This is a genomic window from Pseudomonas sp. St386, assembly GCF_018325865.1.
GTDB classification, from domain to species: domain Bacteria; phylum Pseudomonadota; class Gammaproteobacteria; order Pseudomonadales; family Pseudomonadaceae; genus Aquipseudomonas; species Aquipseudomonas brassicacearum.
This window is the reverse complement of record NZ_AP021900.1, coordinates 2390307-2405636: the sequence shown is the minus strand read 5'-3', so window position 1 is coordinate 2405636 and position 15330 is coordinate 2390307. Positions and strand designations below refer to the sequence as shown.

Genomic DNA, 15330 nt, shown 5'->3' with positions numbered 1-15330 from the left:
GATGAACGAAAACGCGGTTTAGCTGCTAAACCGCGGCGCGACCATCGCGGGCAAGCCTTGCTCCCACAGGGTGGAGATAAATCCCTTTGCCACAGGTCAACCCATCACAGGGGTTGTGTCTCGCCTGCTGAGTAGGCACGTCAGCCATCTTCTTCTATATCCAACAACAAATTCTCCAGCGCCTCGCGGTACTCGCCCGGCGCCTGCCACATCCCCCGCTGCTGCGCTTCGAGCATGCGCTCGGTCATGTCCCGCAGAGCGTCGGGGTTGTGCTGGCGGACGAAATCCCGGGTGTCCGGGTCGAGCAGGTAGGCATCGGCCAGCAAGGCGTACTGGTGATCGTCGATCAACCGAGTGGTGGCGTCGAAGGCAAACAGGTTGTCCACCGTCGCCGCCAGTTCGAACGCGCCTTTATAGCCGTGACGCTTCACGCCGTCGATCCACTTCGGATTCGCTGCGCGGGAACGGATGACGCGGTTGAGCTCTTCTTTCAGGGTGCGGATCCTGGGCAAGTCTGGCTGGCTGTGATCGCCATGGTAACTGGCCGCCGCATCACCACTGAGGGTCTCGACAGCCGCCAGCATGCCGCCCTGGAACTGGTAGTAATCGTTGGAATCGAGCAGGTCATGCTCGCGGTTGTCCTGGTTCTGCAACACCGCCTGCACCTGGCTCAAACGCCGGGAGAACTGCTCCCGGGCAGCAGTGCCTTCATCGCTGGCGCCGTAGGCGTAACCACCCCAGTTCAGGTACACCTCGGCCAGATCCTCGCGGCTCTGCCACAAGCGACCGTCAATCGCCCCCTGCACGCCCGCGCCATAGGCACCGGGCTTGGCGCCGAAGATCCGCCAGCCGGCCTGGCGCGCCGCGGCTTCCGGCTCAAGACCCGATGCCAGCAAGGCTTCGCGTTCGCCGCGCACCTTGGCCGCCAACGGGTTCATGTCGTCCGGCTCATCGAGGGCGGCGACGGCCTGCACGGCGGCATCGAACAAGCGGATCAGGTTGGCAAAGGCGTCACGAAAGAAGCCGGACACGCGCAGCGTGACATCGACCCGAGGCCGGTCCAGCAGGCTCAGCGGCAGGATCTCGAAGTCATCGACCCGCTGGCTGCCCGTGGCCCACACCGGACGCACGCCCATCAGCGCCATGGCCTGGGCGATGTCATCGCCGCCGGTACGCATGGTGGCGGTGCCCCACACCGACAGGCCGAGCTGACGCAGGTGATCGCCGTGGTCCTGCAAGTGCCGTTCAAGGATCAGGTTCGCCGATTGGAAACCGATGCGCCACGCCGTGGTGGTGGGCAGGTTGCGCACGTCCACCGAGAAGAAGTTGCGCCCGGTGGGCAACACATCGAGGCGCCCGCGGCTCGGCGCGCCGCTGGGGCCGGCCGGCACGAAGCGCCCGTTCAAGGCATCGAGCAGGCCGCGCATTTCCGCCGGGCCGCAAGCGTCCAGGCGCGGGGCCACGACGGATCGCAGGTTTTCAATGATGCTGCCCGCCACCTCCCAACCCGGCGCGTCGAGCTGCTCCACCGCACCGTCCAGCGCCTGCTCGATCAACTGCACAGCGAACAGCTCCAGGCGCTCGCGGGTATCGCCGGTGGTGCGCCAGGGCTCGGCGCTGACCTGACGCAACGCCTCGGGACACTCGCCAGTCCAGGGCTCGGCCAAGGCACAATCCAGTGGATCGAAACCCAGCCCGAACGCCTTGGCCAGCGCCCGCAACAGGCTCGACTGCGCGCCTTTGCCGTCGCCCCGGGGAATGCGCAGCAACGCCAGCAAGGTGTCGATGCGCAGCCGTCCGCTGGGCGACTCACCAAAAATGTGCAAGCCATCGCGGATCTGCGACTCCTTCAAGTCGCACAGGTAAGTGTCCAGGCGTGGCAGCCAGATCGCCGCGTCGGCATCGCTGTCGAGCCCGGCATCGAGTTGCAGTTCGCGGTCGATGTGGGTCTCGCGCACCAGATTGAGGATGTCCCGTTGCAGCTCCCGGGCACGGCGCGGATCGAGCAATTGCGCCTCGTAGTACTCGTCAGCCAGCAGCTCGAGGTTACGCAGTGGCCCATAGGTTTCGGCCCGGGTCAGCGGCGGCATCAAGTGGTCGATGATTACCGCCTGGGTACGACGCTTGGCCTGGGCGCCCTCACCCGGGTCGTTGACGATGAACGGATAGATATTCGGCAGCGGCCCCAGCAGCACGTCCGGCCAGCAGTTTTCCGACAGCCCGACGCCCTTGCCCGGCAGCCATTCGAGGTTGCCGTGCTTGCCGACGTGAATCACCCCGTGGACGCCGTAGGTGTGGCGCAACCAGAAATAAAACGCCAGGTAACCGTGGGGCGGTACCAGGTCCGGGTCATGGTACACCGCGCTCGGATCGACCTGATAACCCCGCGCCGGCTGGATACCGACGAAGGTCAGGCCCAGCCGAAGACCGGCGACCATCAGACGGCCGTCGCGGAACATCGGGTCCTGCTCGGGCGAGCCCCAGCGCGCCAGCACCGCTTGGCGATTGCCTTCGGGCAATGCGTCGAACAAGGCCTGGTACTCGGCGAGGGCCAGGCTCTGGTGACAGGGACGCAGGTCGAGGCTGTCCAGGTCATTACTGACCCCGCCGAGCAATTGCTGGATCAACGCGGTGCCGCTCGCCGGCAGTTCGGACGGCAACGGATAGCCCTCGGCCTGCAGGGCCCGCAGGATATTCAAGGCCGACGCCGGGGTGTCCAGGCCGACGCCATTGCCGATGCGACCGTCGCGGGTCGGGTAGTTGGCGAGGATCAGCGCCACACGCTTCTGGGCATTGGGCAAACGCGCCAGGGTGGTCCAGCGTCGGGCCAGTTCGGCGACAAAATCCATGCGCTCGGGCGCGGCCCGGTAGCAGACCACATCGCTCTGGCTGCGCTCGCTGCGCCAGGCCAGGTCCTTGAAACTGATGGGGCGGCTGATGATCCGTCCGTCCAGTTCCGGCAAGGCAATGTGCATCGCCAGGTCTCGCGGTCCCAAGCCCTGCTCGCTGGCCCGCCAGCCGGGTTCGTTGTCCTGGGCGCAGATCGCCTGGATCACCGGGATGTTGCGGCGAAACGGTCGCAAATGCGGAGCTTCGGGGCTGGATTGAGCGAAGCCGGTGGTGTTGAGGATCACCCCCGCCTGCACCTCGTCCAGCCAGTCCTCTACAAGTGCGAGGCAACCAGGCTCCTTGAGGCTTGCCACGGCAATCGGCAGCGGATTGAGCCCCGCCGCTTGCAGGCGCTGGCAGAACACGTCGATGAACGCGGTGTTCGCCGCTTGCAGGTGGGAGCGATAAAACAGCACCGCCGCCACCGGTTGCCCGGCGCTCCAGTCGGCTTGCCAGTCGTCGAGGTTGGCGCTGGTTTTCGCCGGGTGATAGATGGCCGTGCGTGGCAAGGCCTGCGGCTCGGCCCACGGATAATCGCGGCCGAACCATTGGCTGCCTAGGTTGTAAAACAGGTCGAGGGCATTGCCCAGCCCGCCCTGGCGCAAGAACTGCCAGAGCCGGTCGCGGTCCTCAACGGCCACGTTGCTCAGGTCACTGAGTTCCGGGTCTGGACGATCATCCCCCGGCACCAGGATCAGCTTCACCCCGCGCCCCGCCAGTTCCATCAGGCGCTCGATGCCGTAGCGCCAATAGCCGATGCCGCCATGCAGCGACAACAGGATGACCTTGGCGTGTTGCAGCACGTCTTCGACATACAGATCCACCGAGGCGTGGTTCTGCACCTGCATCGGGTTGGCGAGGCGAAACTGCGGGTAGTCACCCGGCAACTGCTTCGCCGCTTCGGCCAGCAGCGCCAGGCTGGAGTCGCCGCTGCACAGGATCACCAGTTCGGCGGGGGTTTGCCCCAGGTCGGCAATGTTGTCATCCGACACGAAACCGCCGGGCTGGGTCCTGAGCAGGTGCATGGCTTAGGCCCCGAGGGCGGCGCGCAACTGCGCTTCGAGCAGCGCGGCGTCAAGCGCCTGGCCGATCAGCACCAGGCGGGTGACCCGCGCTTCCTCAGCGCCCCACTGGCGGTCGAAATGCTTGTCGAAACGCGTCCCGACGCCCTGGATCAACAGGCGCATCGGCTTGTTCGGAATCGCCGCGAAACCCTTGACTCGCAATACTCCGTGCTGGACCACCAGTTGCGTCAGCGCGTCGAGCAACAGGCTTTCGTCAGCCTGGGGCAGTTCGATGGAAATGGAATCGAAGGCGTCATGATCGTGGTCATCATCGTCGCCATCGTGGTGATGGTCGTGATGGCTGTGGCGGCCGTCGATGTGTTCTTCGGAACCAGCGCCCAGGCCGATCAATACGTCCAGCGGCAGGCGACCGCTGCTGGCTTCGATGACCTTGACCGCCGGTGGCAGCTCTTCGGCGACTTCCAGGCGAACTTTGGCCAGGTCCTCAGGGCTGATCAGGTCAGCCTTGTTGAGGATCACCAGGTCGGCGCTCGCCAGTTGGTCGGCGAACAGTTCGTGCAGCGGCGATTCGTGGTCCAGGTTCGGGTCGAGTTTGCGCTGGGCATCGACCTGGTCGGGGAACGCGGCAAAGGTACCCGCGGCCACGGCCGGGCTGTCGACCACGGTGATTACCGCATCGACGGTGCAGGCGCTGCGGATTTCCGGCCATTGGAAGGCCTGGACCAGCGGCTTGGGCAGGGCCAGGCCGGAGGTTTCGATGAGGATGTGATCGAGGTCGCCACGCCGGGCCACCAGTTCGCGCATCACCGGGAAGAACTCTTCCTGCACCGTGCAGCACAGGCAGCCGTTGGCCAGTTCATAGACGCGGCCGTTGGCTTCTTCTTCGGTGCAACCGATGGAGCACTGCTTGAGGATTTCGCCGTCGATGCCCAGCTCGCCGAATTCGTTGACGATCACGGCGATGCGCCGGCCCTGGGCGTTGTCGAGCATGTGCCGCAGCAAGGTGGTTTTACCCGAGCCGAGGAAACCGGTGACGATGGTGACGGGGAGTTTGGCCAGTGTTTTCATCGGATGCCCTTTGGCAAGGTGGCGGGCAAACGGGACGACAACCGCTGGCACAGGCGTGCGCGGAAGATTTCGCCACCGGATCACCCCGCCCGGTTGTAGTGAGAATCTGTCTCGAGGCAGGTCTCCTGGCTGACGGCGGGCCAATCTTTCGACTGGCAATTGCTGCGCCTTCCCGTGCGCCCGTTTTAAAGGGCATGCACAGTGGCCTTGCAGAAACAGCACCGTTCACAGTTGCGGGGGCAGCCGCGGCTTGGACCGCGTTCCCTTCTTAGCTCCGGCATGTGCCGAAGAACCTCGAAGGCGCAAGGCTACGCAGGGTGTGGGGGCGGGTCAATCGCCAGAGTGTTCTGCGGTGTATGTCCGGGCCTCATCGCGAGCAGGCTCGCTCCCACAGTTGATCTTTGTTGAACATGAGTTTTGTGATCCGCGAGATTCATTGTGGGAGCGAGCTTGCTCGCGATGGGCGCAACTCGGTGCCAGCCTGAGAACCCACGCCAATTGACGCCCCGCCCCCGCCCATGCTCTCCTGTACGCCTAGTTACGGGTGCCCTTCACAGGGTGAAACGGGAAACCGGTGAATCGTGTGCTTTACTCCAAAGCCACGTCAGTCCGGTGCTGCCCCCGCAACGGTAAGCGAGCGAAGCGTCTGAACCACTGTGTCCCCGGACATGGGAAGGTGACGCTTGCAGGCCAGGCGCAAGCCCCGCCCCTCGCGAGCCCGGAGACCGGCCCTTGACTCATGCATCAACAAACCCGCGGTGGGCGGGCGCTGTTCGAACCTTGGCGGGTTTTCGCCCGGGGTTTCATCGCGCTCGAATGCCCACTGAACAAGAACAGAGGGAAGCGCCATGTCGACCATCAGCAGCACCGCCCGCACCGCCAGCAGCACCACCACCCTGAGCCAACGCCTGAGCGCCGCGATCCTTGCTTCCATCCTCGGCGCGGGGCTGGTCTATTTCGCCGGTTTCTCCCACATCGAAGCGGTGCACAACGCTGCTCACGATACCCGTCACAGCGCCGCATTCCCGTGCCATTGAGAACTGACGACATGATCAAGCGTATCGCGCAGACCGCTGGTTTCAGCGGCTTGCTGGCCGCCTTGCTGCTGACCCTGCTGCAAAGTTTCTGGGTATCGCCGCTGATTCTCCAGGCGGAAACCTTCGAGAAGGCCCCGGCGACCGAGGTCCATGAACACGCCGACGGGGCGGCTCATACCCATGATGCCGAGGCCTGGGAGCCGGAAGACGGCTGGCAGCGCGTGCTGTCCACCACGGGCGGCAACCTGGTGGTCGCCGTGGGGTTTGCCCTGATGCTGGCGGGCCTGTACACCTTGCGCGCACCGACTCGCACGTCCCAGGGCCTGCTCTGGGGCCTGGCCGGTTATGCCACTTTCGTCTTGGCGCCGACGCTTGGCCTGCCCCCGGAATTGCCTGGCACCGCAGCGGCCGACCTGGCCCAACGACAGATGTGGTGGATCGGCACCGCGGCGTCCACGGCGGTGGGCATTGCCTTGATCGCCTTCGGCCAGCATTGGCTGCTCAAGGTGCTGGGCGTGGCAACATTGCTGGTGCCCCACGTCATCGGCGCGCCGCAGCCCGAAGTCCACTCGATGCTGGCGCCCGAAGCGCTGGAGAGCCAGTTCAAGATTGCCTCGCAGTTGACCAACGTCGCGTTCTGGCTGGCCCTGGGCCTGATCAGCGCCTGGCTGTTTCGCCGTGACGGCCAAGCCCACCACGACGCATGAGCGCCGAGCCGATCCTGGTGATCGGCCTGGGCTGCCAGCGTGGTTGCCCGGCCAGCACGCTGCGGGCCCTGCTCGACCAGACGCTGCTGGCCCACGGCATCGAACTTCATCGGGTACGGGCCCTGGCCAGTATCGACCTCAAGCGTGACGAGCCCGGGCTGCTGGAGCTGGCCGGGCAACTGGCGCTGCCGCTGACCTGCTTCAGTGTCGAACAGTTGGCCAGCTACGAGCAGCGGCTCAGTCACCGTTCCGAGATCGCCTTCGAGCGAACCGGTTGCTACGGCATCGCCGAAAGCGCCGCCCTCGCCTTGGCCGACCAGTTGGGCAGATCGCCCGCGACGCTACTGATTACTCGCCAAAAAGGCCCCAAGAGCACGTTGGCATTGGCGGTCGTGGCGTAAATCCCGATAATCGGCGCCCAGGATCATGAGCGATCTTCATCTGGGCAACGCTCACCCACCTTCCACAGGAGCCGGTCATGACCGTTTACTTCATCGGCGCCGGCCCCGGCGACCCGGACCTCATCACGGTCAAAGGCCAGCGACTGATCCGCCAGTGCGCGGTGATCATCTACGCCGGCTCGCTGGTGCCAACCGCCGTCCTTGAAGGCCATTGTGCCGAACAGGTGATCAACAGCGCCGAGCTGCATCTGGAACAGATCATCGAATTGATCAAGAGCGCCCATCTCAAGGGCCAGGACGTGGCCCGGGTGCATTCCGGCGACCCGAGCCTGTACGGCGCCATCGGCGAGCAGATTCGTTGCCTGCGGGAATTGGCCATCCCTTTCGAAATCATCCCGGGGGTGACAGCGACCTCAGCCTGCGCCGCCCTGCTGGGTGCCGAACTGACCTTGCCGGACATTTCCCAAAGCCTGATCCTCACCCGCTACGCCGACAAAAGCCCGATGCCCGCTGGGGAAGAACTGGGCAGCCTGGCGCAGCACGGGGCGACCATGGCGATTCACCTGGGGGTCAATCATCTGGAAAAAATCGTCGACGAACTGCGGCCCCACTATGGCGCCGATTGCCCGATTGCCGTGATCCACCGGGCGACCTGGCCGGATCAGGATTGGGTGATGGGGACGCTGGACGATATCGCAGCAAAGGTACACGCCAAGGGCTTTCGCCGCACGGCGCTGATTCTGGTGGGACGTGTGCTGGGCAACGATGTGTTCAGCGAGTCTTCGCTGTACCGCGCCGGGCATGCGCATCTCTACAGGCCCTGACTCGCCAGAGAATCCACCGGGATCCCCCTGCGGGAGCGAATCTGTGGGAGCAAGGCTTGCCCGCGAAGGCGTCGTCTCGGTCTATCCGCTACACCAAGGTGTTTGCATCGCGGGCAAGCCTTGCTCCCACAAGCTCGCTCCCACAGGTTACGAGCTGATCGCAAGATGGTATTGCCACAATCAGTAGTAGGCGTTTTCTTTCTGCGTGTGGTCGGTCACGTCGCGTACGCCCTTGAGCTCCGGAATGCGCTCGAGCAAGGTCCGCTCGATGCCTTCCTTCAAGGTGACGTCAGCCTGGCCGCAGCCCTGGCAGCCGCCGCCGAACTGGAGTACGGCGATGCCGTCTTCCACCACGTCGATCAGCGAAACCTGGCCGCCGTGGCTGGCCAGTCCCGGGTTGATTTCGGTTTGCAGGTAGTAATTGATGCGCTCGTTGACCGGGCTGTCGGCATTGACCATCGGCACCTTGGCGTTTGGCGCCTTGATGGTCAGTTGGCCGCCCATGCGGTCAGTGGCGTAGTCGACCACCGCATCGTCCAGGAAGGCTTCGCTGAACGAGTCGATGTACGCGGTGAAGCTCTTGAGCCCCAGCGCGGTGTCTTCGGGTTTTTCTTCCCCCGGCTTGCAGTAGGCAATGCACGTCTCAGCGTACTGGGTGCCGGGCTGGGTGATGAAGATGCGGATCCCGATCCCAGGCGTGTTCTGCTTGGACAGCAGGTCGGCCAGGTAATCGTGGGCGGCATCGGTAATGGTAATGGCGGTCATGGAAACTCCTCGCAGGCTTGCCGGCAGTTTACGCCAATCATCGCGCCGGACAAAGTCCTAGTATTTTTGTCAGGAAAGAGCCCGGCGGCACGGAGTTTGCCACCGGTGCTGTCGATCAGAGGTTCTGGTAGCGATTCATGTCCAGCACACCGTTTTCCACGGGCTCCGTCTCCTGGATGTACTGGCTCAGGTCATGGAAGTAGTGCCAGAACTGCGGGTGACTGCGGCGAATGCCCCAGCGCTCGACAATCCGCTCGAACGCCGATGCATCCTGGGCGCCTTGCATGGCCTCGACGAACGCCGGCACTTGCTCGGCCGGAATGTTGAACATGAAGTTCGGATAGCTGCTGAGCACACCCGGGTAGACCGTCAGCGTGTCCAGCCCCGGCTGGTAGCGCGCCTCCTCGCCCAGCAGGAACGCCACGTTGCTGTGGGCTCGGTTGCGCAGCAGGCTGTAGACCTCACGATGACCGCTGGCGGTTTCGACGCGCAGCAGGGTCGCTTCCGGCAGTTGGTCGATCACCTTGAGCCCCGCCGCCGGGCGTGACACCAGCCGACTGAGGGCCTGTTCGGCGTTTTGCAGCGCCGGGTCGATATTCGGGCGCGAGCAGTAGGCCCCGTCGCAGCGGTTGATCGGATCGGGGCGCGCATTCAGCTCGCCGTAACGGGCCAGCAATTGCTGGGCGAAATCGCCCTTGGGGTCGCGCTCGTCGAGCTTGAGGGCGGTCGGCTTGTCATCGTCGATGGTCTCGTAATCGAGCCACATCTTGAATTTGCCGCCGGCCTGGTACCAGTCGTCAAGGTAGCCTTCCCGGGAGTCAGCCGGCATCAGGCGCAGGAAGTTCTGCTCCGCACCGTTGCGGATCAGATCGAAATACAGCCGGGTCTGGGCCTGGTGGGACACGTTGCCGAATACATCGAAGTTCACCGCCAATTGGTAATAGGTGCGCTCCAGCAATGGGAAGTCGAACAGCCACATCGTCTGCGGCACTTCGCCGATCAGGCCCTTGTTGACCGAGGCGCTGTCGAAGTGCCGGAAAATGCTCAGCAACGCATTGTCGTTCCCGGCCCACAGCGTCGACCAACTCGGCGCCGGAGCGTCGGCATAGACGTCGCGGCGCAAGGCTTCGTATTCGTTGCGCTTGTCCCGGTAGTCGAGCCACAGGCTGACGACGCTGCCCACATCGTCGTTCTGCCCCGGCATCGCCAGCAGCGGCGTGGCCTGGCCGCGGTAGTTCGGATCGGTGATGTACAGGTCGTGTTCGGGCGCTTGGAACAACGCCCAGAAATTGTCGCGGATCACGTCCGTGGCAATCTGGCCCCGGCACACCGGCCCGCGAATGAAGGTGCGCACGAAATACTCGGCGTTATCGAGCATGAACTGGTAGCGAGCCTGGGCCGGGATAGCTTCGAAGGTGGAGAACGGATTGGCCCGGCGCTCCGGACCGTAGCCCGGCAACGCGGAAACCTGCCATTTGCCGCTGTAGAACAGGCTCTTGATGCGCGCCATCTTCGCAGCGCTCAAGCCGTAGGTGATGTGGGTCTTGTGTACGATCACCCCTTGCACCGGCCAGAGCCGGTAATAGACGCTGGTGCCGGGGTCATCATTCGGACGACGGGTATTGATCAGGTCGATCGGCTGGCCGGTGGGCGTGCGCGAACGGACCCACTGGAAGAAATGCCCCGGCTCACCGTCCTTGAAATAGATGTGCGCCAGGAACCAATGCTCGAACAACCAGCGGCCCACCAGGCTTTCCCGGGCGCCAGGGGCATTGAGCAGGTTTTCCCATTGCACCACCTGCAAGGCTTCGGCGGCACTCGGGGCCAGGGCCTGCTGATCGATGGGGGCGCCTGCGGCCAGCCAGCGTTGCAGGGTCTGGTATTGCTGGTCGGTCAGGCCGGTGACGGCCAGGGGCATGCCTTCCTTGGGATGGGCACCGGCGTATTCGTTGAATTGATCGGGCATCGCGCAACTGTTTTCACGATTGAGGCCCAGCACGATCTCTTCCGGCAGTTTGGCGTTGGGCTGCAACGGCGTGCGGTGGCCCAACTCCAGCATGCGCGCCATCAGGGCAGCCTGGCTGCCTTGTGCATCGAGCACCGAATAGAAACCCTTGCGCTGCCAGGCGCGCTGGCCGGAGGCGTCATAGAACAAACGGGTCGGATCGGCCGCCTGGCGCCGCTCGCCGTCGTACACCGACAGCTTGCTCGCCCCCCGTGCCGCGCCTTCGCCGCTGCCCAGGTTCAACTGGCAGGCGGAATCGTAGCAGGCATGACAGGCCACGCATTTTTCCGTGAAGATCGGCTGGATGTCGCGGGTGTAGGAGATCGCGGGAGCGAGACTCCCGGCGGCTGCGGTAAAACACAACAGCAGCAACAGACTGCCGAATAAGACGCGGTACGGCATGTCTCGGGTCCCTAAGAGATAGTCCGGCGATTCTACCGGGCCAGCATCGCCTTGCAAACATGAGCGATATTCATGCAAAAGCCCCTCATGATCAAATCCTGCACAGGTTTGCTATCATCCCGGCCTTCGTAATGGTCTTTTTTTCCAGGTAGTCCTATGTCTGATCGCAGCGCTCGCCTTTATCTTCTCCAGCAAGCCCTCAAGGAACGCATCCTGATCCTCGACGGCGGCATGGGCACGATGATCCAGAGCTACAAGCTGGAAGAACAGGACTACCGCGGCAAGCGCTTCGCCGACTGGCCGAGCGACGTCAAGGGCAACAACGATTTGCTGGTGCTCAGCCGCCCCGACGTGATCGGTGCCATTGAAAAAGCCTACCTGGATGCCGGCGCCGACATCCTGGAGACCAACACCTTCAACGCCACCCAGGTGTCCCAGGCCGACTACGGCATGCAGGGCCTGGCCTACGAGCTGAACCTGGAAGGCGCGCGCCTGGCCCGTAAAGTGGCCGACGCCAAGACCCTGGAAACCCCGGACAAGCCGCGCTTCGTCGCCGGCGTGCTCGGCCCGACCAGCCGCACCTGCTCGCTGTCACCGGATGTGAACAACCCCGGCTACCGCAACGTGACCTTCGACGAACTGGTGGAAAACTACACCGAGGCCACCAAGGGCCTGATCGAAGGCGGCGCCGACCTGATCCTGATCGAAACCATTTTCGACACGCTGAACGCCAAGGCGGCGATCTTTGCCGTGCAAGGGGTCTACGAAGAACTGGGCGTCGAACTGCCGATCATGATCTCCGGCACCATCACCGACGCCTCCGGCCGCACCCTCTCGGGCCAGACCACCGAAGCTTTCTGGAACTCGGTGGCCCACGCCAAGCCGATCTCCGTGGGCCTGAACTGCGCCCTCGGCGCCAGCGAACTGCGTCCGTACCTGGAGGAGCTGTCGAACAAGGCCAGCACCCACGTATCGGCCCACCCCAACGCCGGCCTGCCCAACGAATTCGGTGAATACGACGAACTGCCAGCCGAAACGGCCAAGGTCATCGAAGAGTTCGCCCAGAGCGGTTTCCTGAACATTGTCGGCGGCTGCTGCGGCACCACCCCGGCGCACATCGAAGCCATCGCCAAGGCCGTGGCCGGCTATGCGCCGCGGCCAATCCCGGAGATCCCGCGGGCCTGCCGCCTGTCGGGCCTGGAACCGTTCACCATCGATCGCAGTTCGCTGTTCGTCAACGTCGGCGAGCGGACCAACATCACCGGTTCCGCCAAGTTCGCCCGGCTGATCCGCGAGGACAACTACACCGAGGCCCTGGAAGTGGCCCTGCAACAGGTCGAGGCCGGCGCCCAGGTGATCGACATCAACATGGACGAGGGCATGCTCGATTCGAAGAAGGCCATGGTGACCTTCCTCAATCTGATTGCCGGCGAACCGGACATCTCCCGCGTGCCGATCATGATCGACTCCTCCAAGTGGGAAGTGATCGAAGCCGGCCTCAAATGCATCCAGGGCAAGGGCATCGTCAACTCCATCAGCATGAAGGAAGGCGTCGAGCAGTTCATCCATCACGCCAAGTTGTGCAAGCGCTACGGTGCCGCCGTGGTGGTGATGGCCTTCGACGAAGCCGGCCAGGCCGACACCGAGGCGCGCAAGAAGGAAATCTGCAAGCGCTCCTACGACATCCTGGTCAATGAAGTCGGCTTCCCACCGGAAGACATCATCTTCGACCCGAACATCTTCGCGGTCGCCACCGGTATCGAAGAGCACAACAACTATGCCGTGGATTTCATCAACGCCTGCGCCTACATCCGTGACGAACTGCCCTACGCACTGACCTCGGGCGGGGTCTCCAACGTGTCCTTCTCGTTCCGCGGCAACAACCCGGTGCGCGAGGCAATCCACTCGGTGTTCCTGCTCTATGCGATCCGCGCGGGCCTGACCATGGGCATCGTCAACGCCGGCCAACTGGAGATCTACGACCAGATCCCGGCGGAGCTGCGCGACGCCGTGGAAGACGTGATCCTCAACCGCACCCCCGAAGGCACCGACGCCCTGCTGGCCATCGCCGACAAGTACAAGGGCGACGGCAGCGTCAAGGAAGCGGAAACCGAGGAATGGCGCGGCTGGGAAGTGAACAAGCGCCTGGAGCATGCGCTGGTCAAGGGCATCACCACCCACATCGTTGAAGACACCGAGGAATCGCGACTGTCTTTCGCCCGCCCGATCGAGGTCATCGAAGGCCCGCTGATGGCCGGCATGAACATCGTCGGCGACCTGTTTGGCGCCGGCAAAATGTTCCTGCCCCAGGTGGTCAAGTCCGCCCGCGTGATGAAGCAGGCCGTGGCCCACCTGATCCCGTTCATCGAGGCGGAAAAAGGCGACAAGCCGGAGGCCAAGGGCAAGATCCTGATGGCCACGGTCAAGGGCGACGTGCATGACATCGGCAAGAACATCGTCGGCGTGGTGCTCGGTTGCAACGGCTATGACATCGTCGACCTGGGCGTGATGGTGCCGGCGGAGAAGATCCTGCAGGTGGCCAAGGAGCAGAAGTGCGACATTATCGGCCTCTCTGGGCTGATCACCCCGTCCCTGGATGAGATGGTGCATGTGGCGCGCGAGATGCAGCGCCAGGGCTTCCACCTGCCGCTGATGATTGGCGGGGCCACCACCTCCAAGGCCCACACGGCGGTGAAGATCGAGCCCAAGTACAGCAACGACGCGGTGATCTACGTCACCGACGCCTCCCGCGCCGTAGGCGTGGCGACCCAGTTGCTGTCCAAGGAGCTCAAGCCGGCTTTCGTCGAGAAAACCCGCCTGGACTACATCGACGTACGCGAGCGTACTTCCAACCGCAGCGCCCGCACCGAACGCCTGAGCTACCCCGCCGCCGTGGCCAAGAAGCCACAGTTCGACTGGAGCAGCTACCAGCCGGTCAAGCCGACCTTCACGGGCGCCAAAGTACTGGACAACATCGACCTGAACGTCCTGGCCGAATACATCGACTGGACACCATTCTTCATTTCCTGGGACCTGGCCGGCAAATACCCGCGCATCCTCACCGACGAAGTGGTCGGCGAAGCCGCCACCGCGCTGTACGCCGATGCCTGGGCGATGTTGCGCAAGCTGATCGACGAGAAACTCATCAGCGCCCGCGCCGTGTTCGGTTTCTGGCCGGCCAACCAGGTGCACGACGATGACCTGGAAGTCTACGGCGACGATGGCAAGCCACTGGCCCGCCTGCATCACCTGCGCCAACAGATCATCAAGACCGACGGCAAGCCGAACTTCTCCCTGGCCGACTTCGTCGCGCCGAAGGACAGCGGGGTGACCGACTACGTCGGCGGTTTCATTACCACTGCTGGCATCGGTGCCGAAGAAGTCGCCAAGGCCTACCAGGAAGCCGGCGACGACTACAACTCGATCATGGTCAAGGCCCTGGCCGACCGACTGGCCGAAGCTTGTGCCGAATGGCTGCACCAGCAGGTGCGCAAAGACTATTGGGGCTATGCCCAGGACGAGAGCCTGGACAACGACGCCCTGATCAAGGAGCAGTACACCGGCATCCGCCCTGCCCCTGGCTACCCGGCCTGCCCGGACCACACCGAGAAGGCCACCCTGTTCCGCCTGCTCGACCCCGAGGCCAGCGAACTGAAGGCCGGGCGCAGCGGTGTGTTCCTCACCGAACACTACGCCATGTTCCCGGCAGCAGCGGTCAGCGGCTGGTATTTCGCCCACCCCCAGGCGCAATACTTCGCCGTGGGCAAGATCGACAAGGACCAGGTCCAGAGCTACACCGCCCGCAAGGGCCAGGACCTGAGCGTGACGGAGCGCTGGCTGTCGCCAAACCTGGGTTACGACAACTGAGTGCGCAGCAATTGGCTATGCTCTCTACATACGACCTTGTGTATGGAGAGCATCATGGACGAACCAACCGAAAATAAGCCGCCCACCCTCTGGCAAATGCTCCACAGCGTGGGAGCGGCGGCCTTCGGCGTGCAAAGCGGAAAAAACCGCGCCCGCGACTTCACCCATGGCAAGCCGAGCCACTTCATCATCCTCGGCATCCTGTTTACGGTGATTTTCGGGTTGACGTTGTATGGGATCGTCAATCTGGTGTTGTACTTTGCGGACGTATAGAACGTCTGCACAGTATGGAAACAGCTCTCTTGCGAACCGAAACAGCCATATCGCCCATCTCGATCTG

Annotated in this window: 10 protein-coding genes and 2 riboswitches; of the genes, 6 read left to right on the top strand and 4 right to left on the bottom strand. The window is 63.7% G+C overall.

Translation table 11 applies throughout. The features are described 5' to 3' along the window. Nucleotides 1-140: 140 nt before the first annotated feature. Together cobN and cobW are read right to left on the bottom strand one after the other, a co-directional pair. Nucleotides 141-3914 carry a cobaltochelatase subunit CobN gene (gene cobN / locus KI235_RS10605; protein ID WP_039011195.1) on the bottom strand — a complete coding sequence of 1258 codons (3774 nt, stop codon included), beginning with the start codon at nt 3912-3914 and terminating at the stop codon, nt 141-143. 3 nt (nt 3915-3917) lie between these two features. Then, nucleotides 3918-4982, bottom strand: a complete 1065-nt coding sequence (cobW, locus tag KI235_RS10600) for a cobalamin biosynthesis protein CobW (protein WP_003200209.1) — start codon at nt 4980-4982, stop codon at nt 3918-3920. Nucleotides 4983-5079: 97 nt separating this feature from the next. Continuing rightward, a riboswitch (cobalamin riboswitch) is annotated at nt 5080-5294 on the bottom strand. A gap of 213 nt (nt 5295-5507) precedes the next feature. Further along, nucleotides 5508-5731: riboswitch (cobalamin riboswitch) on the top strand. Nucleotides 5732-5830: 99 nt separating this feature from the next. Between cobW and KI235_RS10595 the strand changes: the two genes are divergently transcribed. From KI235_RS10595 to cobM, 4 genes are all read left to right on the top strand, one after another. Then, nucleotides 5831-6019: a CbtB-domain containing protein gene (locus tag KI235_RS10595; RefSeq protein WP_014338677.1), complete on the top strand. Its 189-nt coding sequence runs from the start codon at nt 5831-5833 to the stop codon at nt 6017-6019. 11 nt (nt 6020-6030) lie between these two features. Further along, complete coding sequence (locus KI235_RS10590) at nt 6031-6726, top strand: CbtA family protein (RefSeq protein ID WP_003200205.1); 696 nt, start codon at nt 6031-6033, stop codon at nt 6724-6726. After that, a complete protein-coding gene (locus tag KI235_RS10585) occupies nt 6723-7127 on the top strand; it encodes a cobalamin biosynthesis protein (protein WP_003200202.1) in 405 nt (134 codons plus the stop codon). The genes KI235_RS10590 and KI235_RS10585 overlap by 4 nt, the downstream gene beginning before the upstream one ends. A gap of 77 nt (nt 7128-7204) precedes the next feature. Further along, entirely contained in the window at nt 7205-7951 is a 747-nt protein-coding gene (gene cobM, locus KI235_RS10580; RefSeq protein WP_003200200.1) for a precorrin-4 C(11)-methyltransferase, read from the top strand. A 180-nt stretch (nt 7952-8131) separates the two neighbouring features. Here cobM and nfuA read toward each other — a convergent pair whose 3' ends face one another. Together nfuA and KI235_RS10570 are read right to left on the bottom strand one after the other, a co-directional pair. Next, a complete protein-coding gene (gene nfuA, locus KI235_RS10575) occupies nt 8132-8716 on the bottom strand; it encodes a Fe-S biogenesis protein NfuA (protein WP_003182850.1) in 585 nt (194 codons plus the stop codon). A 115-nt stretch (nt 8717-8831) separates the two neighbouring features. Next, nucleotides 8832-11123 (bottom strand): fatty acid cis/trans isomerase, encoded by a 2292-nt coding sequence (locus tag KI235_RS10570; protein ID WP_027912556.1) that lies wholly within the window; start codon nt 11121-11123, stop codon nt 8832-8834. Between the two features lie 156 nt (nt 11124-11279). Between KI235_RS10570 and metH the strand changes: the two genes are divergently transcribed. Together metH and KI235_RS10560 are read left to right on the top strand one after the other, a co-directional pair. After that, complete coding sequence (gene metH, locus KI235_RS10565) at nt 11280-14990, top strand: methionine synthase (protein WP_212795673.1); 3711 nt, start codon at nt 11280-11282, stop codon at nt 14988-14990. 54 nt (nt 14991-15044) lie between these two features. Further along, complete coding sequence (locus tag KI235_RS10560) at nt 15045-15263, top strand: DUF2970 domain-containing protein (RefSeq protein WP_003200193.1); 219 nt, start codon at nt 15045-15047, stop codon at nt 15261-15263. Nucleotides 15264-15330: the final 67 nt, after the last annotated feature.

Bases quoted from the DNA above. Each gene is read 5' to 3' on its own strand.
- cobN (WP_039011195.1), bottom strand. From the start codon at position 3,914: ATGCACCTGCTCAGGACCCAGCCCGGCGGTTTCGTGTCGGATGACAAC.
- cobW (WP_003200209.1), bottom strand. From the start codon at position 4,982: ATGAAAACACTGGCCAAACTCCCCGTCACCATCGTCACCGGTTTCCTC.
- KI235_RS10595 (WP_014338677.1), top strand. From the start codon at position 5,831: ATGTCGACCATCAGCAGCACCGCCCGCACCGCCAGCAGCACCACCACC.
- KI235_RS10590 (WP_003200205.1), top strand. From the start codon at position 6,031: ATGATCAAGCGTATCGCGCAGACCGCTGGTTTCAGCGGCTTGCTGGCC.
- KI235_RS10585 (WP_003200202.1), top strand. From the start codon at position 6,723: ATGAGCGCCGAGCCGATCCTGGTGATCGGCCTGGGCTGCCAGCGTGGT.
- cobM (WP_003200200.1), top strand. From the start codon at position 7,205: ATGACCGTTTACTTCATCGGCGCCGGCCCCGGCGACCCGGACCTCATC.
- nfuA (WP_003182850.1), bottom strand. From the start codon at position 8,716: ATGACCGCCATTACCATTACCGATGCCGCCCACGATTACCTGGCCGAC.
- KI235_RS10570 (WP_027912556.1), bottom strand. From the start codon at position 11,123: ATGCCGTACCGCGTCTTATTCGGCAGTCTGTTGCTGCTGTTGTGTTTT.
- metH (WP_212795673.1), top strand. From the start codon at position 11,280: ATGTCTGATCGCAGCGCTCGCCTTTATCTTCTCCAGCAAGCCCTCAAG.
- KI235_RS10560 (WP_003200193.1), top strand. From the start codon at position 15,045: ATGGACGAACCAACCGAAAATAAGCCGCCCACCCTCTGGCAAATGCTC.